This is a genomic window from Aeromonas sp. R7-4 (assembly GCF_040908055.1).
In the GTDB taxonomy this organism is placed as follows: domain Bacteria; phylum Pseudomonadota; class Gammaproteobacteria; order Enterobacterales; family Aeromonadaceae; genus Aeromonas; species Aeromonas sanarellii.
The window spans coordinates 83,400-100,979 of record NZ_JBFODA010000013.1; the positions used below are offsets into that span (position 1 = coordinate 83,400).

19 protein-coding genes are annotated in these 17,580 nt (G+C 60.7%); 9 read left to right on the forward strand and 10 right to left on the reverse strand.

Going from position 1 to position 17,580, the window contains the following annotated elements:
- Nucleotides 1-10: 10 nt before the first annotated feature.
- Complete coding sequence (locus AB5Y72_RS02430; RefSeq protein ID WP_368198542.1) at nucleotides 11-970, reverse strand: hypothetical protein; 960 nt, start codon at nucleotides 968-970, stop codon at nucleotides 11-13.
- 164 nt (nucleotides 971-1,134) lie between these two features.
- Here AB5Y72_RS02430 and thiI point away from each other — a divergent pair, with 164 nt between their 5' ends.
- A complete protein-coding gene (gene thiI / locus AB5Y72_RS02435) occupies nucleotides 1,135-2,583 on the forward strand; it encodes a tRNA uracil 4-sulfurtransferase ThiI (protein ID WP_209791624.1) in 1,449 nt (482 codons plus the stop codon).
- A gap of 75 nt (nucleotides 2,584-2,658) precedes the next feature.
- Here the strand turns inward: thiI and AB5Y72_RS02440 are convergent, their stop codons facing one another.
- Together AB5Y72_RS02440 and AB5Y72_RS02445 are read right to left on the reverse strand one after the other, a co-directional pair.
- Nucleotides 2,659-3,048 (reverse strand): hypothetical protein, encoded by a 390-nt coding sequence (locus AB5Y72_RS02440; protein ID WP_069784665.1) that lies wholly within the window; start codon nucleotides 3,046-3,048, stop codon nucleotides 2,659-2,661.
- 101 nt (nucleotides 3,049-3,149) lie between these two features.
- Nucleotides 3,150-3,782, reverse strand: coding sequence for a trimeric intracellular cation channel family protein (locus tag AB5Y72_RS02445; RefSeq protein ID WP_368198543.1), 633 nt, complete (start codon nucleotides 3,780-3,782; stop codon nucleotides 3,150-3,152).
- 418 nt (nucleotides 3,783-4,200) lie between these two features.
- Between AB5Y72_RS02445 and AB5Y72_RS02450 the strand changes: the two genes are divergently transcribed.
- From AB5Y72_RS02450 to fliB, 7 genes are all read left to right on the forward strand, one after another.
- The gene (locus tag AB5Y72_RS02450; protein WP_368198544.1) at nucleotides 4,201-5,148 is read left to right on the forward strand and encodes a flagellin; all 948 of its coding nucleotides are present in this window, start codon (nucleotides 4,201-4,203) and stop codon (nucleotides 5,146-5,148) included.
- Between the two features lie 36 nt (nucleotides 5,149-5,184).
- Entirely contained in the window at nucleotides 5,185-5,640 is a 456-nt protein-coding gene (locus tag AB5Y72_RS02455; protein WP_368198546.1) for a flagellar protein FlaG, read from the forward strand.
- Nucleotides 5,641-5,665: 25 nt separating this feature from the next.
- A complete protein-coding gene (gene fliD, locus AB5Y72_RS02460; protein ID WP_368198571.1) occupies nucleotides 5,666-7,051 on the forward strand; it encodes a flagellar filament capping protein FliD in 1,386 nt (461 codons plus the stop codon).
- Nucleotides 7,052-7,075: 24 nt separating this feature from the next.
- Nucleotides 7,076-7,498 carry a flagellar export chaperone FliS gene (gene fliS, locus AB5Y72_RS02465; protein ID WP_368198547.1) on the forward strand — a complete coding sequence of 141 codons (423 nt, stop codon included), beginning with the start codon at nucleotides 7,076-7,078 and terminating at the stop codon, nucleotides 7,496-7,498.
- Entirely contained in the window at nucleotides 7,498-7,812 is a 315-nt protein-coding gene (locus AB5Y72_RS02470; protein WP_103261808.1) for a hypothetical protein, read from the forward strand. The genes fliS and AB5Y72_RS02470 overlap by 1 nt, the downstream gene beginning before the upstream one ends.
- Before the next feature lie 153 nt (nucleotides 7,813-7,965).
- Nucleotides 7,966-8,625, forward strand: a complete 660-nt coding sequence (locus AB5Y72_RS02475) for a hypothetical protein (protein WP_368198548.1) — start codon at nucleotides 7,966-7,968, stop codon at nucleotides 8,623-8,625.
- Between the two features lie 151 nt (nucleotides 8,626-8,776).
- A complete protein-coding gene (gene fliB, locus AB5Y72_RS02480; protein ID WP_368198549.1) occupies nucleotides 8,777-9,952 on the forward strand; it encodes a flagellin lysine-N-methylase in 1,176 nt (391 codons plus the stop codon).
- A 71-nt stretch (nucleotides 9,953-10,023) separates the two neighbouring features.
- On the opposite strand, the gene AB5Y72_RS02485 is transcribed toward fliB, so the two are convergent.
- The 4 genes from AB5Y72_RS02485 to AB5Y72_RS02500 all read right to left on the reverse strand — a co-directional run bounded on the left by AB5Y72_RS02485 (nucleotide 10,024) and on the right by AB5Y72_RS02500 (nucleotide 13,679).
- Entirely contained in the window at nucleotides 10,024-10,875 is an 852-nt protein-coding gene (locus tag AB5Y72_RS02485) for a cobalamin-binding protein (RefSeq protein WP_368198551.1), read from the reverse strand.
- Complete coding sequence (locus tag AB5Y72_RS02490; RefSeq protein WP_368198573.1) at nucleotides 10,868-11,800, reverse strand: cobalamin biosynthesis protein; 933 nt, start codon at nucleotides 11,798-11,800, stop codon at nucleotides 10,868-10,870. Before AB5Y72_RS02490 ends, AB5Y72_RS02485 begins: the two co-directional genes overlap by 8 nt.
- Before the next feature lie 26 nt (nucleotides 11,801-11,826).
- Nucleotides 11,827-12,519 carry a 5'-methylthioadenosine/S-adenosylhomocysteine nucleosidase gene (gene mtnN, locus AB5Y72_RS02495; protein WP_010674306.1) on the reverse strand — a complete coding sequence of 231 codons (693 nt, stop codon included), beginning with the start codon at nucleotides 12,517-12,519 and terminating at the stop codon, nucleotides 11,827-11,829.
- 230 nt (nucleotides 12,520-12,749) lie between these two features.
- The gene (locus tag AB5Y72_RS02500) at nucleotides 12,750-13,679 is read right to left on the reverse strand and encodes a ZIP family metal transporter (protein WP_325783200.1); all 930 of its coding nucleotides are present in this window, start codon (nucleotides 13,677-13,679) and stop codon (nucleotides 12,750-12,752) included.
- 290 nt (nucleotides 13,680-13,969) lie between these two features.
- Here AB5Y72_RS02500 and AB5Y72_RS02505 point away from each other — a divergent pair, with 290 nt between their 5' ends.
- On the forward strand, nucleotides 13,970-15,601 hold the full coding sequence (locus tag AB5Y72_RS02505; RefSeq protein ID WP_325783199.1) for a methyl-accepting chemotaxis protein: 1,632 nt from the start codon (nucleotides 13,970-13,972) through the stop codon (nucleotides 15,599-15,601).
- 60 nt (nucleotides 15,602-15,661) lie between these two features.
- On the opposite strand, the gene gloA is transcribed toward AB5Y72_RS02505, so the two are convergent.
- The 3 genes from gloA to AB5Y72_RS02520 form a co-directional block, all read right to left on the reverse strand.
- Nucleotides 15,662-16,075, reverse strand: coding sequence for a lactoylglutathione lyase (gene gloA / locus AB5Y72_RS02510; protein WP_042079241.1), 414 nt, complete (start codon nucleotides 16,073-16,075; stop codon nucleotides 15,662-15,664).
- Between the two features lie 90 nt (nucleotides 16,076-16,165).
- On the reverse strand, nucleotides 16,166-16,807 hold the full coding sequence (gene nth / locus AB5Y72_RS02515) for an endonuclease III (protein ID WP_042079242.1): 642 nt from the start codon (nucleotides 16,805-16,807) through the stop codon (nucleotides 16,166-16,168).
- 14 nt (nucleotides 16,808-16,821) lie between these two features.
- Complete coding sequence (locus tag AB5Y72_RS02520; RefSeq protein WP_325783198.1) at nucleotides 16,822-17,580, reverse strand: electron transport complex subunit E; 759 nt, start codon at nucleotides 17,578-17,580, stop codon at nucleotides 16,822-16,824.

A 17,580-nucleotide genomic window follows, 5' to 3' on the forward strand; every position in this document is an offset into this window, starting at 1 on the left:
GCCGACCGGCTCAGGGCTTGACCTGGCCCAGTCGGGTGAAGAAGTGCTGACTCTTGCGCTGGTGGAAGTGGCTCTTTTTGATGGGGTGAAACACCAGGGGGCTGTCCGGGTGGCTCGCCTTGAGGCGGTGGATCATCGCCATGGCGGGCAGGCTGGTGCTGATCAGGGTGGTGAGCGGCAGGCTGACCGTCTCGGGCCCCAGCAGCGGGTTGAGCCCCTGCTGTGCCTGCTCGAAACGGGTCAGCACGGCGGGCTCGGCGTAGCCGCTGCCCAGCATGGCGAGCAGGGCGTCGAGGGCCTGATGGAACTCGGCCAGCTGTTGGCGAAAACCGCTGCGCCCGCGCAGGGCAATAAGCTCTGCAATGGGGATCTCGCTTAAGTTGGCGGGCACTCGCAGCGGGATCTCCAGATGGAAGCAATCCTGACCACCGCGGTTGTGATAGCGGGATTCAAGCAGGTGGAGCAGCCGATCCAGATAGTCGTGATCAGTGATGAGGGCGCCGTCATTGGCGAGTGCCCACTCGCGGGCGAGGCGCATTGAGAGCAGGTTGGCAAAGCGGCGCGCCATCCTGAACCCGCCCTCCTCCAGGCTGGCAAAACCGTGAGCCAGACAAAAGCCGTGCAGCCGCTCCAGCCCCGCCTGGGCCGGACAGAAGCAGTCGTGGTTGGCCGGCGTGCGCCAGCGACCGATCAACTCCTTGTTGCCAAACACCTTGTGGCGGACGAAGTCGGGGGCAACCAGGCCGGCAATCTGGTTCTCGATCTGGGGCGTGATGGCGGCGAAGAAGGCGGGTGCTGGCGGTTCGGCCAGCAGGTCGGTCTGCCGGCGCAGGGTCTCGAGCAGGGTGGTGAGGCCGCTCTTTTCACTGACGGTGAAGACGAAGGCGAGCCGCTCCAGATAGAGCAGGGCAAACTTGAGCCAGAGTTCATCCCGCACTTCCATGCCGGGGTAGTAGATATGGATTTTCATGGGTGCCGTGTTGCCGGGGCGCAGGCTGGGGAATATACGCAAGATGGCCAGGGTGCGGCAAACATTGCGTGGGGGAATGTGAGCGGCCGCTCATCCAGTAGGCGCTGGCCACAAAGTTCTGATATAATTCGCGCCCTTAAATCGAGGCCACCCGAGTCAATACCATGAAGTTCATTATCAAGCTGTTCCCGGAAATCACCATCAAGAGCAAGTCGGTTCGCCAGCGCTTCATCAAGATACTGCAGGGCAACATCCGCAATGTCCTGCGCCGCTTCGACGACGATGCCCGGGTGCGGATGGACTGGGACAAGCTGATCGTGAGCTCCCGTAACGACCAGTTCCGCGAGCAGGCCATCGAAGCGCTCGCCTGCATCCCCGGCATCCAAGCCTTCCTCGAGGTGCAGGCCAGCAAGTTTACCGACCTGCACGACATCTTCGAGCAGGTGAAAGCCGTCTGGGGTGACCAGCTAGAAGGCAAGACCTTCTGCGTGCGCGCCAAGCGCCACGGGAAGCACGAGTTCTCTTCGCTGGAGATCGAGCGCTACGTGGGTGGCGGCCTGAACCAGCACTGCGTGAGCAACGGCGTGCGCCTCAAGAACCCGGACGTGAAGATCAACCTCGAGATCGACGGCGAGGAGCTCTTCATCGTCAGCGCCATCCACCAGGGCCTGAGCGGCATGCCCATCGCCACCCAGGAAGATGTGCTGAGCCTGCTCTCCGGCGGCTTTGACTCCGGTGTCGCTTCATTCCAGTTCATCAAGCGCGGCTGCCGCGTGCACTACTGCTTCTTCAATCTGGGCGGGGCCGCCCACGAGATCGGCGTCAAGCAGGTGGCCTATCACCTGTGGAACCGCTTTGGCTCCTCCCATCGGGTGCGTTTCACCGCGGTGGACTTCGAGCCCGTGGTGGCCGAGATCCTCGAGAAGATCGACAACGGTCAGATGGGGGTGGTGCTCAAGCGGATGATGATGCGCGCCGCCGCCAAGGTGGCCGACGAGTTCCAGATCCCGGCCCTGGTGACCGGCGAGTGCGTGGGCCAGGTCTCCAGCCAGACCTTGACCAACCTGAACGTCATCGACCGGGTGACCGACAAGGTGATCCTGCGCCCCCTCATCACCTGGGACAAGCCGGACATCATCAGCGAAGCCCGTCGCATCGGCACCCTGGAGTTCGCCGAGACCATGCCGGAGTATTGCGGCGTCATCTCCAAGAAACCGACCGTGAAGGCCGAGCTCTCCCGCATCGAGGCGGAAGAGGCCAACTTCGACTTCGCCATTCTGGACAAGGTGGTGGCCGAGGCCCGTTACCTCGATATCCGCCGCATCGGTGAGGAGACCGCCGCCGAGGTGCAGGAGGTGGAGACCACGGCCGCGACCGGTGATGACGAGGTGATCCTGGATATCCGCTCCGTGGAGGAGCACGACGAGAAGCCGCTGGTGGTGGAAGGGCGCGAGGTGCTGCACATCCCCTTCTTCAAGCTGGCCACCGCCTTTGGCGATCTGCCGCAAGAGAAGACCTACCTGCTCTACTGCGATCGCGGCGTGATGAGCAAGTTGCAGGCGCTTTACCTCAAGGAGAAGGGCTTTGCCAACGTCAAGGTCTATCGTCCCTGAGCGGTCGACCCTCGCCCATAAAAAAATCCGGCCAAGGCGCCGGATTTTTTATTTCACTTCCATGGATGCAGAGGGTCAGGGACAGGGAACCGGGGTAAAGGTCTCCTGGCCCTGGCAGCGCCAGCCCATCTCCGCCTGACGCATCTGCCACAGGTTGTTGCTGCGAAACAGGGTCAGGATATAGAGCATGTCGTTCCTCTGGCCATCGAGAGCCACCGAAAGCACGAGATCGTTGTCCAGCTGCTGGGCATGGATGCGGGTGGGGACGTCTTCATGGCCCACGAAGCGGCGAGCCACCTCGCGATAGTCGTTGACCCAGCCTTGCTGATTGCTGCTCGCCTGACGGATCTGCTGGTTGAACTGCTGCACCGGGGTGGATGCCAGACGCCCGAACAGGGTCTGTGCCCCCGCATGAGCCGCCACCATCATCAGCGTCAGCGTGGTAATGAGCCCAAGTTTTTGCATGAGGTATTCCGGCTTGAAACGACCCCTGTATGACAACAGAAAAGCCGGCTTGGTTCAATCTTGTCCCTGTCGGGATGGGATCTCGCCCACTCCGGCGTCCCTCAGTTGCGCTGCAGCGAGAAGGTGGGCAGGGAGAGATGCCAGTAGATGGCCGCCACCCGAAGGCCGAATACCCCCAGCATGCTGATGAGCATGGCGCTCACCCTGTCCACTCCGACTTCCAGCGACAGGGTATAGAGGATGCCCCCCAGGATGCAGGCGGTGGCGTAGATCTCCTTTTGCAGCACCATGGGCACTTCCCGGGCCAGCACGTCCCGGATCATGCCGCCCGCAACCCCTGTCATGGTGCCCATGAGCACCGCAATCAGTCCCGAGGTGCCGAAGTTGAGCGCCTTCTGGGCACCTATCACGGTAAAGAGCGCGAGCCCAAAGGCGTCCGCCACCGGCAGCACATACCAGGGCATGCGGCGGGGCAGCTTGACCATCCACATGCCGACGAGGGCCGTGGCGATGATCACCCAGATATAGAGGGGGTCACGCACCCAGAAGACGGGGGTAGCCCCCAGGATCATGTCGCGGATGGTGCCACCGCCGATGGCGGTCACCGCCGCCAGCACCATGACGCCAAAGCCGTCCATTCGAAGGCGTCCTGCCACCAATACTCCCGAAAACGCGAATACCGCAGTACCAAACATGTCGCTGATGTAAACGATCTGCTCAACCAGAGTCTGCATGGAGAACAACTCACGTCCAATAGATGATGGGGCGGCGATTTTAGGGGCAAGCCGTGGGGATGAGCAATGCGGGAGTGCAAAAGTGGGAGCCAGCGCCGGTTTCTGGATAAGGGGTTGAGGTAGGCAAGCGGGCAGCATCAGGCCGCAATACGGTCATGGTGGGATTCAGTACAGATTTATCCTCCTTGAGGCGAAAAATGTTCTAAAGCATCGGGCGGTGGTGCCGTTACTAAGGGGGAAGCAAATGGAAGGGTGTCAGGAAGTCCAACTTTTTGCAGTGCTGCGGATCTGGTCATCACCACGTTGAATCAGGTCTGCCTCAGTCACCGGGAGCGGTTTGGCCCTGCGGACTGACGATGGATCTCAATCGCAACGCGCCCTGGGATCCGCAGTTTTAGACTCATCAGGAGAATTCAATATGTCCATGTACATCAACACCAACGTCTCGTCCCTCAACGCCCAGCGCAACTTGATAAACTCCAGCAAGTCGCTGGATACCTCCTACACCCGCCTTGCTTCCGGCCTGCGTATCAACAGCGCCAAGGACGATGCGGCCGGCCTGCAGATCTCCAACCGTCTGACCTCCCAGATCAACGGCCTGGATCAGGGCAACCGCAACGCCAACGACGGTATCTCCCTGGCGCAGACCGCGGAAGGGGCCATGGACGAAGTGACCGGCATGCTGCAGCGTATCCGCACCCTGGCCCAGCAGTCCGCCAACGGTTCCAACTCCGATGACGATCGCAAGGCCTTGCAAAAAGAGGTGGATCAACTGGGCGCGGAGATCGATCGTATCTCCAAGGACACCACCTTTGCTGGTACCAAGCTGCTTGATGGCTCTTATCAAGGTGACTTCCAGGTAGGAGCTAATGCCAATCAAACCATTAGCTTCTCGATGAAAAAAGCGGGCGCAAATAATATTGATATTTCGGGCACTGGTGATGGATTCACGATACAAGGGATCGCGAAGGCTGCTGAGAAGTATGATAGCAATGGAGATGGTACTGTAGATGGTACCGATGCCGATGTCGTGAGTGTCTTTAAAGGTGGTTCGGCGGGGCAAATCAATATTTCTAGTGCCGCTGAAGCTCAGAAGGTGTTAGGTGCAGTTGATTCCATGATTGGTGTGGTCGATGGCAAACGCGCCGAACTGGGGGCGGTGCAGAACCGGTTGGATTCGACTATTCGCAACCAGGCCAATATTTCGGAAAACGTCAGCGCCGCCCGCTCCCGTATCCGCGATGCGGACTTCGCCACCGAGACCGCCAATATGACCAAGCAGAATATCCTGCAGCAGGCGGCCTCCAGCATCCTGGCCCAGGCCAACCAGCGTCCGCAGTCGGCCCTGTCGCTGCTGGGTCGCTAAGACGGTCCAGGTTAACCTCTGAATAAGGAGCGGCAGATGGCCAATGAACCCATCGTCATGGCTTCTACCTCGACGCTCACTTCCCATGGCGGCCCTCGGGCCGCCATGCCTGTTTCTGCGCCATCGGCCTCTGCTGAGGAGCAAACCGTCGAGCAGGGAAGCGCCGACCTGGCAAACAAGACTGCGAAGGAAGAGCCTTCGAAGGCCACAGCGTCATCATCCAAGAATAATGATGAAACTGAAAAGCAGGCCCAAGAATTGCAAGAGAAATTGGCCAGCTTGGGCAAGCTGAAGGGGTGGGCCATCCATTTCAGCCTGGTGCCCGAGTTTGATCGACCGGTCATCAAGGTAATCGATGCCGAGACCAAGCAGGTGATCCGCCAGATCCCGAGCGAGGAGATCCTCCAGATGAACAAGCGTCTGCAGGAGATGGGGCAGCATCAGGGCGATGGTTCCGGCCTCTCCGGGTTGCTGTTCGACGGTCAGGTATAGGTTTTTAACGAGATAAGAGGAGCATATTATGGCGATTACCTCCGCCGGGGCGGGGTCTGGCATCGATCTCGAGAGCGTGATCTCGGCGAGCGTGGCCGCCAGGAAGGCGCAGTTGCAGCAGCCCATCACCATCAAGCAGAACAGCACCAATATCACCTTGTCTGGCATAGGCCAGCTCAAGTCCTCCCTCTCTGCCTTCACCGATATCCTGGATACCTTGAGCAAACCCGGCGCTTTCAACAAGCGAGCCATCAATATCACCCAGAGTAAAGATGACCCTGTGCTGGCAGTGGAGAGCAAGAGTGGCACCTCCAATGGTCAGTACAATATCACCGTCAATAAGTTGGCAACCACCAGCCGCCAGGAGGGCATCTTTGACAGTTCGACGGCGGTGCTTGCTACCCAGGACGGCCAGCTGACCTTCAAGGCGGGGGACAAGGAGTTCACGGTCGATGTCAAGGCGGGGGATACCCTGCAAACTATCCGCAAGCGCATCAACAATGATGGCGACAACTTCGGGCTCAGTGCCAACATCGTCAATACCGCCGATGGTAAGGCGAAGCTTGTCATCGATTCTGGGGTCTCTGGAGATGGCAAGGATCTGGTCATCTCGGGCAGCACGACCGAACTGCAAGATAAGTTCACAAGCAAATTGGCAGAGACGCAACAGGCGTCCAGCGCCGAGATCCTGGTAGATGGCAATGAGCTCAAGAGCGATACCAATGTCTTCGATGACGTCATCCAGGATCTGAAGATCACCGTGCTGCGGGTCTCCGATACCGACAGCAATGGCGATCTCAAGTCCAACAAGGTGGATATCACTACCGACAAGACCTCTGTTCAGGAGACGGTACAGAAGTTTATCGATGGCTATAACGCCCTGCAGAGCAAGTTAACAAGCCTTGGCAAACGCAACAGCATCGTCGGCGGTGTGCGTCAGGACGATGGCGGTGCGCTGGCGGGGGACTCCACCACGCGGGCCATCAGCAACTTCATGTCCAATTTAATTACCACCCCCTCTGACACCAGTACCATCTATTCCACCATCTTCGAGATGGGCATCAAAATGGATAACAAGGGTCAGCTCTCCCTGGACAAAGAGAAGTTTGGCGAGGTGGTCGACAAGAACTTCGACCAGGTGGCGGGCCTGTTTGGCGGTGAGAATGGTCTGGCGGCCAAACTGACGACTGGCTTGAAGGAATATACCAAGACCGGTGGCCTGCTGGCACAACGGACCGATACCCTTAATGCGGATCTGCGCAGTCTTAGCCAGAAGCAGGCCACTACCAACGAGCAGCTGGTGAAATATGAGGCAGCCCTGCGCGCTCAGTACGGCAGCCTGGATGCACTGCTTGTGAAGATGAACAACTCGGCGTCTGCCCTGACGGCATTACAGATAAAAAATGACTGAGTGTGATATTTCGAGGACCCATATATGTATCACCGTAATCTGAAAGCATATAAGGCAACCAGCATAGCGGCTGATCTGGCGGTTGCCGACCCCCATCGCGTCATTCAACTGATGATGCAAGGACTGCTGGAGAGCCTTGCACAGGCGAAGGGAGCCATAGAGCGCAAGGACATGGAGGAAAAGGCCAGGACCATCTCCAAGGCACAGGGGTTGGTGCATGGCCTTCAGGATGGGCTGGACATGACGCAGGGGCAGATCGCAGAGGATCTGTTTGCGCTCTATGCCTACATGGATGAGCGTATCTGGGAGGCCAGCGTGCGACGTGACATCCAGCCTCTCGACGAGGTCATGACACTGATGGTGACGATCAAATCGGCTTGGGATCAAATCACCGACGCGGATAAGCAGCAGGGCTTTCAGCTAAGACAAGCCTCAGGGAGTGTGTAGTGGATGAGCTTAATGCTTATGGTGATGCCCTGACCAATAATATCGCGACACTGCAGCGATTGTTGGCGGGCCATCAATATGAAGAGGCCTTAACTTGTATGGATGAGCGCCTGGCGATCATCGCGGCACTGACAGCATTGTCCCAGCAGAAGAAGCTGGCGCCAGCGGACATAGCTACCTTGATCAGAGATCAATTAGCAAAAGAGCAGGAGCTGAGAAGCCAGGTTGATATGTTCAAGAATGAGATCGCCATGCAGATAGTGGCCCTCGGCAGGGCCAACAAGGCAAAGTCTACCTATCATGGGAATAGGTAAGATCTAGATAGCCAAGGTTGTTTGTCGCTTGGTGTGATAGGCGTCACGAGCAGCAGTGATGGATTATCTCTCTCTTTTTACATTGTCGAGCGTTCACTTTGCTTTCCTGACATAAAGTGAACATGAGCCGTATGCAAGCGTTTAGGTCGTTATATGCCTTCATTTATCGTTGAGTTCTGGTCGAGTATTTTTGGCGTACTGGCAAAAGTTTCAGTATTTACCCTGGTAAGGAAACTGTTCCCTACAGCCATCACTGCTCGATTTGTCGATTGCTGGGTGCTGAGTCACCTTGTCCTTTCCATGGTGGCAGTAGTGGTCGCTGTTTACTCACCCTATCCTGTGATGGGATATTTTTTTATGGGCTATGGTTTTCTTCGAACCTTTGAGATCGTCGTATACCAGACGAATGTCTTGTTGTTCGATGAGTATCGGGTCGTAAAAGCAGGGAGGGAATACAGATTAGAGGGTTACCGTCGTATCGTATTGTTGCTACTGCACAATTACTTCGAAATCATACTTTGGTTGGCGTGCACCTATACGGTGATGGCCGCTGACTTTGATCACAAATGGCAGCCGGGAACGGGAACTGTCTTTGGTGGTATTTATAGCAGTTTTATCACGATGACATCATTTGGTGATTTCGACTTATTGCCAAAAAGCACTATGGCTGCCTCTGTACTGCTTTTTCACGCGACCGTCGGTCTCTTCATGACACTGCTAAGTCTGGCCAGATTTATTAGCCTGATACCTGCACCGAAGACACGCGATCTCGTAGAAATGAAACAAATGGAAAGTTCCAACGATAGCCAGTAACTAAGGGGGGAGTCAATAAGGATGTTAGCTCTTGCCTAATACCCATTAGGTGATGATTGCCTGTTATGTAGGCATGCACTTTGCGTCTTAATGAAACCTACGTTCTTGAAAGGGGTAGGTGAATCCGAATGATTTTCTTGAGGACACCGTCATGGCCCATACCCTGGTAACCCCCAGGTACTACACGGATTTTCACTGTATTGGCGATCAATGTGAGGACAATTGCTGCCATGGATGGACGATATCCATCGACAAGAAGACGTATCGTCATTATGTCAGTCACCCGGATCAGCTGATTCAAAGCACTGCCAGGCAACATATTGAGAAGGTGAAAAACTCAGACGCTCACTGGGGGACTATCCGTATGGACGAGTCTGGCGCCTGCCCTTTTCTGGACGGTGTCGGATTATGCAATGTACATAAGAAGATGGGGGCCGAGGCACTGAGTCACACTTGTAAGACCTACCCCAGGCAGTTGCGGCAATTTGGTACCCAGCACAGGCGAAGCCTGGTGCTCTCCTGCCCGGAAGTGAGCCGACAGGTACTCTTGAATCCAGATGCCATGATGGTTGACGTTACCCCATTCAAGGGGCAGGCCAAGACCTCCCCTGTTTCCAGTTCCCTCGACATGCTGCATTCATTGAGCATCGACGTGCTGCTTGCCAATGGTATGACGATTGAAGACAAGCTTTGGCTGATCGGTATGCTGGTACACAGGGACGAAAGCAAGGGGTCGCATCAGGCATTTATCGAACAATTGGCTCCCATGATCAATGATGGTCAGTTGAGCGCGGCTTTCTCTCAAATTCCTTTCATTGGTAAAGTTCAGTGGTGGGCCTTGCGTACTCTGACGCATCTGTTAATACAGAATCAGCAGCGTCGAGGGAGGGCTGTGATGATCCGTTGCCTAAATAAAATCAATCAGGTATTAGAAGGTGAATTTTATGAGGACAAGTTACTGCTGATACACCAGAGTTGGCACCAGAAAGTAGTGCCCTTTTTAACGGAACGCCCCCATATTCAACAGAACTATCTGCTTTATCATGTCTATCATAATCAGTTTCCATCAGAATCTGATACTCCTCAAATAGCGTATCAGCTTCTTATTGCAGATTATTTCCTGCTACGCAGTTATTTATCCTTGATTGCGATGGATGAGGCGCCACTCACCGAGCGGGATATCACGGATCTGTTTTATAGCTACCATACACTCCGCCAGCATAACGCAAAATTTGCGACTGTATTGGAGCAAGGGCTGCAGCAGTCGGGTCTGGCGAGTGATATCACCCTGTATGCCCTCTTAAAAACGGGCCATGAGCAAGGTTGACGCTACTGGATATATGGCCTGATACGGGTTTTTTCTGAGTAATCCGGTTGCGATTGTGTGCAAGGGGGATGTTACCCTCCGCTGCGGCTCTTGATCGCGCTAGCCAGGATCGCCTCGCATACCTGCTCCACCGCGTTGAGGGCGCGGGGGGTGAAGCGGTGCAGCTCATCGGCGTTGATGAGGGCGAGCCGCCGCTGCTTGACGGCGTCCAGCATGGGCCACTGTTGCCAGTGCGCCAGCACCTCAGGGTCCTGGCTGCCGGCCAGGATGAGATCAGGGTCGGCCTTGATCACCTGCTCCAGCCCGACCTGGGGATAGGGGGTCGCCGCCTTGGCCATGATGTTGCGGCCGCCGCACAGGGCGATGGCCTGGCCGGGCCAGGTCGAATCATTGACGCTGGTCAGCGGCGGATACCAGAGCTGGTAGAAGACCGAGACGGACTTGGGCTTGCCATAGCGCGCCGTCAGGGCATTGAGTCTGGCCAGATAGGCGTCGGCCCTGGCGTCTGCTTGTTGTTCGACGCCGAGCAGGCGCCCCAGGCTGCGCATCTCGGTGGCCAGCGAGGCAAAGTCGGTGGGCTCCGAGTAGAAGACGGGGATACCGAGCTTCTCGACGGGTGCCAGCATGCGGGCCTGGGCCGAGCGCCAGGCCACCACCAGATCCGGCTTCTGGGCCAGCAGGGCTTCGAGGTTGATGCTGCGATAGTTTGCGACCCGCGGCAGGGGAGCCACCTCGGGGGGATAATCGGAGGCGTCGTCGGTGGCGACGATGCGATCCCCGGCTCCGATGTCATACAACAGCTCGGTCAGATGGGGAGTGAGGGTGATGATGCGCTGTGGCGCCGGAGGCGTTGTGGCCAGCAGGGGGGCGCTCAGCAGGCACAGCAGCAGGCAGAGGGCCCGCCAGTGCAAGGGATTAGCCATGGTGCAGTACCAGCAGGGTCAGGAGTAACGCCACGGTCAGCCAGCCCCAGCCGATCAGCAGCAGGCGGTGCAGCAGGCGCCGGGGCAGGAGGGCATCGGGCTCTTCCCCCTCGCCCAGCACAGGGAAGCGCACCAGCTGGCCCCGATAGTAGCGCGGGCCGCCGAGCCGGCTGCCCGTGGTCAGGGCCAGCAGGGCGAGCAGGCAGCCCATGGCCGGATAGGGCCAGTGCAGGGCGGGACGCAGCCTGCCGCCGAGCCGGCGCAGCCGGGTCAGGCACAGGGGGAGCGCCAGCAGCAGGATGGCGGGGGCGCAGAGTCCCTGGTACAGCGTCGCGGCGGGGCGGCCGAAGTGGACGAACTCGGCCTGCTTCGGGCTCCATGCCTGGTTCATCAGCTGGGCGAGGCGCCAGAGCAGGGCACCCTGCACCCCGGCGAGGGCAAAGCCCAGCAGGGGGCCGGCCCACTGGCCCACGAGGCGCAGCACGCAGGTCTCGCTCACCGCCTTGTTCAGCCCCATCACCGACAGTTTCCCCGTCTCGCGCCTGAGCCAGGGCGCCGCCTGCAGCCTCGCCACCACCAGGGTTTCCTGGGTGGCCAGGGTGCGGCTCCCCTGGGCGAGTTCGCGCAGGGGCCAGGATTCCAGCATCAGCAACAGAAACAGCAGGTCGAACAGGGGCTCCGACAGGGTGAGATTGCGCACCGCCCAGAGGCCGGCGGCGCAGGGCACCCAGACCACCAGCAGGGCCAGGAGCCCGGCCTGGCCCTGCTGGCGGGGCGTACCGTCGGGGCGATAGACTTTCTGGCCGAGGCGGGTCAGCAGGGACACGACGGCGCCGGGCCGAAAGCGGGCCGGCCAGGGCAGCATGGCCTCCAGCAGGGCCGCACCCACCATGATGGCCGCCGTCGTCGAGGCGAGGGCGGTCATCAGGGCGTCCCAGGAGAGGGTATCGATCACAATTTACCGAGCAGCGCGATGATCACCTCGGCGGAGTGTTGACCCGCCACCTCGATGAAGGCATCGAAGGATTCCACCTGCTCCTTGCCGGCGATGTCCGACATGGCCCGTACCACCAGATAGGGCACCTTGAACATGTGGCACACCTGGCCGATGGCGGCCCCTTCCATCTCCACCGCCAGCATCTGCGGGAAGTCGGCACGGGCTTTCGCGATGGCGTCCGGCTTGCACATGAACTGATCGCCGGTGCAGATGAGCCCGACCTTGGTCTGGTGCTTGCCTTGCTCGGCAATGCAGGCTTGTGCCAGGGCGATGAGTTTTTCGTCGCAGGGGAAGGCGGCGGGCTGCTGGGCCATCTGGCCCATCTCGTAACCGAAGGCGGTCACGTCCACGTCGTGGAAGCGCATCTCGCTCGCGATGACCACGTCACCGATGTGCAGATCCTGGGCGAAGCCGCCGGCGGAACCGGTGTTGATGACGCAATCGGGAGCGAACTTCTCCAGCAGCAGGCTGGTGGCGACGCTGGCGGCGACCTTGCCGATGCCGGAGCGGGTCAGGATCACCTCTTTACCGGCCAGCTTGCCCTGATAGAACTCGCAGCCGCCCAGTTGCAGGGTGGTGGGCTCGCTCAGCTGGCTGCGCAGGAGGGCTACTTCCTGCTCCATGGCGCCGATAATACCTACTTTCATCATCTACCTCGTCTCGATGGCCGCTGGGCCGAAAAAGTTGGCGGGGATGATAGCAAAACTTGGCGGTGGCGCCGAGCATTGCGATGGCGCGGATGGGGGGTCAGGGGTAGCGTCTGGCCAGGGCGGCCAGTTCACCACTGTCTGCGAGCCGTTGCAGGGTGCTGGCGAACAGGGCCAGCCGCTCGGGAAGCGCTTTGTGGGAAACTACGGAGTGCACGGGGGCCGACGCGTTATCCCAGCGCGGTATCCAGCGTCATCATCAGGGCAAAGCCGATCATGAGGCCCAGGGTGGCGTGGGTCTGGTGGCCGTTGCGGTGGGTCTCGGGGATCACCTCGTGGGAGACCACGAACAGCATGGCGCCGGCCGCGAGCCCCAGGCCAATGGGGTAGGCGATGGCCATGCCGCTGGCGAGCCCCACCCCGAGCAGGGCCCCGAGCGGTTCCAGCAGACCGCTGGCGATGGCCACCAGCACGGCCAGCGGGGGACGAAAACCGGCGGCACACATGGCGAGCGCCACCGCCAGCCCCTCGGGAATGTCCTGCAGGGCGATGGCGGTGGTGAGCGGCAGACCGACGGCCATGTCACCCTGGGAGAAGCTGACCCCGATGGCCATGCCCTCCGGCAGGTTGTGCAGGGCGATGGCGAACACGAACAGCCAGACCCGGGAGCAGCTCTCGTGGCCGGGACCGCAGGGCCCCGTCTTGTCGTGCTCGTGGGGGGTGAACTGATCCAGCCCCAGCATCAGCAGGGCGCCGAGAGCCATGCCGGTCACCACCACGGCGGCGGCGAGAAAGCCGTCGCCTGTGATCCCCTCCGCGGCCTCGAGGCCCGGCAGCAACAGGGAGAAGGCGCTGGCGGCCAGCATCATGCCGGCGGCAAAACCCAGCATGGCGTCTTCCACCCGTTGGGGTACGGCCCGCAGGAACAGGGCCGGCAGGGCGCCGAGCGCCGTGGCGGCAAAGCCGGCGGCACCGCCGATGAGGCCATAGCGCATGCCGGCGGTGATGTCACCGGCCGCCAGCACGACCAGACTCTGCAACAGGAGCAGCAGGACGGCGGCCAGGGCGAGCAGCAGCCCCAGGGCGACGAGGGGGCGAGCCTGGATCTGCTCGCGCAGTTGGACGGACCAGGAGGGGGAGAGTGTCGACGCGTTTTCCATGGAGCCTCGGGCGCTGTGATCAAGAGACGAGGGTGCCATTACATAACCTGGCCCCCCGTTTGTCCATGGCGCCGGGGCGATTGCGACAATCGGTTCAAGTTTGGCTCTCGGGTGGTCGCTCTGTAGCGGGCTCCCGGGCCGAGCGACATAGGCCCGGGGTGGCGAGGGGAGGGGAAAGGCCCCGTCCTTGCTCGCGCGTCGTCATTTCCCGTCAGGAGTCTCGGGTCACCGCTTACATGGATGTGATCATTGTGTCACTGCGTCTTCGCAGTCGAGGATCACCAGCCAACATGTCTTACAAGCATCTCTCCATCGGCAAGAAGATTGCCGCCGTTTTCTCGGTCATCGCCGTCATCAACATCCTGTTCGGGCTGTTTCTCGCCAGCGAACTGCGCGGCGTGCGGGACCGGGTGCTGAATTTCACCGACTCCACCCTGCCGAGCGTCATCTCGGTGGAAAACCTGCTCTACGACGTCTCCTATGTGCGGCGCGCCCAGTTTGCCCTGCTGATGGTGGAGGATGTCGTCGACAGGCAGGTCCGCCGCGGTCGTATCCAGGAGAGCCTGGGCAAGGTGGAGCAGGCGCTCGGCGCCTATGAGGCCACAGTGGGGGCCGAGCACGAACGCCGGGCGTTCAACCGGGTCAGGCAGCACTGGCTGCAGTATCTGGGGGCGGCCAACCGGGTCGATCAGCTGTTCTCTCTGGGGGACAGGGAGCAGGCCAGGGACGTGCTGTTCGGCTCCAATGCCGCCTATAGCGAACTGGAGCAGTCGGTGAACGCCCTGGTGGAGGTGAACCTGGGCTTCGTGCGGGAGAACCGCGGCAGCCTGCTTGGCAGCGTCAACAGGGTGACGCTCTTCGCCTCGGCGAGCATAGGCGCCCTGCTGCTGTTCATGGGGGTCATGACCTGGTTCCTGACCCGCCAGATCTGCCTGCCGCTGCAGGCCGTGGTCGCCCAGGCCAACGCCATCGCCCAGGGGGATCTGACCCACGATCTGGATCGCCGGCACATCGGACAGGATGAGCTCGGGATGCTGGCCAGGGCCTCCCTCAAGATGCAGGACAACCTGAGGGGCCTCATCGAGGAGGTCATCGCCGCCGTGACCCAGCTGGGCGCCGCCATCGAGGAGGTGAGCACCGTCTCCGAGCAGTCGGCCCAGGGGATCCAGAGCCAGCAACAGGAGATCGCCCAGGTGGCGACCGCCATGGCCCAGATGAAGGCGACGGTGGCGGATGTGGCGGGCAACACCGAGGTCGCCTCCGAGTCCGCGAGCTCCGCCAATGCCCTGGCTCGTCGCGGCAATCAGGATGTGCAGGGCACCCTGGTGGCCATTACCCGGGTCGCCGAGGAGATGGAGCAGGCCGGGACCCTGGTAGCCGAGCTGGAGCGGGAATCGGCCCAGATCAACCTGGTGGTGGATGTGATCCGCGGCATCGCCGAGCAGACCAACCTGCTGGCACTCAACGCCGCCATCGAGGCGGCCCGCGCCGGGGAGCAGGGCCGCGGCTTCGCCGTGGTGGCCGACGAGGTGCGCACCCTGGCGGGCCGCACCCAGGCCTCCACCGGCGAGATCGTCGCCATCATCGAGACCCTGCAGGTTCGCGCCAACCAGGCGAAGGCGGTGACCGGCCAGAGCTGCGAGATGATCCGTCAGTGCGTGAGTCAGAGCGAGCGGACCGGCTCGGGCATCCAGCAGATCGAGGAGGCGGTCGCCCAGATCGCCGACATGGCGATCCAGATCGCCAGCGCCTGTGGCGAGCAGGATGCGGTCTCCGACGAGCTTGGCCGCAACGTGGCGCGGATCAACGATTCCGCCAACGAGGTGGCGGGCGGGGCGGATCACACCGCCCGCGCCTGTCTGGAGCTGAGTCAGCTGGCGGCGGGGCTGCGCCAGACCATGGGGCGCTTTCGCCTGGCCTGACGGCCTGCCAATGAAAACGGGGCCCAGGGCCCCGTTGTTTGTATCACCGCCAGCACGGATTCAGACGCTGGTACCGAGACCGGTGCCGGCATCCTTCTTGGCGATCAGCTCAATCTTGTAGCCGTCCGGATCTTCCACGAAGGCGATGACGGTGGTGCCCCCTTTGACCGGGCCCGGCTCGCGGGTGATCTTGGCGCCGGCGGCACGCAGCGCCTCGCAGGTACCATAGATGTCATCCGCTTCCAGGGCGATGTGGCCGTAGGCGGACCCCAGCTCGTACTCGCTCACGCCCCAGTTGTAGGTGAGCTCGATGACGGCTTCGTCCTTCTCGTCGCCGTAACCGACGAAGGCCAGGGTGTACTTGTACTCGCTGTTCTCGCTCTTGCGCAGCAGTTTCATGCCCAGCACTCGGGTGTAGAAGTCGATGGAGCGTTGCAGATCGCCGACGCGCAGCATGGTATGCAGAATTCTCATTGCTCAATTCTCCGGGTTGGTGATTGGTACTGCCTGATGGCCCGAGGCCCGGCTCCGCAGACGCCTGCATGTCAGGCCGCGCCCTGCGGATCAGCTTTCGGGATAGACCTTCTCTTTGTATTCGCACAAGTCTTCGATGATGCAGGAGCCACAGCGCGGCTTGCGGGCGAGACAGGTGTAGCGGCCGTGCAGGATGAGCCAGTGGTGCACGTCCAGCTTGAACTCGGCGGGCACCACCTTGAGCAGCTTCTCTTCCACCTGATCCACGTTCTTGCCCACCGCGAAGCCGGTGCGGTTCGACACCCGGAAGATGTGGGTGTCGACGGCGATGGTGGGCCAGCCGAAAGCGGTGTTGAGCACCACGTTGGCGGTCTTGCGACCCACCCCCGGCAAGGCCTCGAGGGCCTCGCGATCCTCCGGTACCTCGCCGCCGTGGCGCTCCAGCAGGATGGCGCAGGTCTTGATGACGTTCTCGGCCTTGGTGTTGAACAGGCCGATGGTCTTGATGTACTCCTTGAGCCCCTCCACCCCGAGGGCCAGCATGGCGGCCGGGGTGTTGGCCACCGGATAGAGCTTGTCGGTGGCCTTGTTGACGCTCACATCCGTGGCCTGGGCCGACAGCAGCACGGCGATGAGCAGCTCGAACGGCGTGGTGAAGTTGAGCTCTGTGGTGGGGTGCGGATTGTCGTCCCGCAGTCGCTCCAGGATCTGCCTGCGTTTCTGGTTGTTCATGGCTCTCTCTTGTCTCAGAGCTGGGTGGCGCGGGCGCCCGCCGCCGGCACGCTGCAGTGGGCCCTGTCGGCGGCCTGCTTGCGGCCCATCCTGTCGTTGATGGCATTCTTGCTGGCGATGAGGAGGCCAAGGCCGATGAAGCCCCCCGGCGGCAGTATGGCCAGCAGCAGGCTGGCATCGGCGTGGAACAGCTCGATGCGCAGGGACTTGGCCCAGTCCCCCAGCAGCAGGTCGGCACCGTCAAACAGGGTGCCCATGCCGATGATCTCGCGAAGGCCTCCCAGCACCAGCAGCACCAGAGTGAAGCCGAGCCCCATCATGAAGCCGTCGACGGCCGCAAGCAAAGGGGGGTTCTTGGAGGCATAGGCCTCGGCCCGGCCTATGATGACGCAGTTGGTGACGATGAGGGCGATGAAGATGCCGAGCGCCTGATACAGGCCGTAGGTGTAGGCGTTCATCAAGAGTTGCACGCTGGTCACCAGGGCCGCGATGATCATCACGTAGACCGGAATGCGGATGTCCTTGGGCACCCAGTTTCGCACCAGGGAGATGGCGAGGTTGGAGCTTATCAGCACCACCATGGTGGCAAGACCCAGCCCCAGCGCATTGGTGAAGGTGGAAGAAACGGCCAGGGTGGGGCAGAGGCCCAGCACCTGCACCAGAGAGGGGTTGTTCTTCCACAGCCCCTGCAGCATCAGCTCCTTGAGCTCCTCGCGGCGGCCATTGCTCTCGCTGATCGGGCCCTGCCCGTCAATCACGTCGACTTGTTCCAT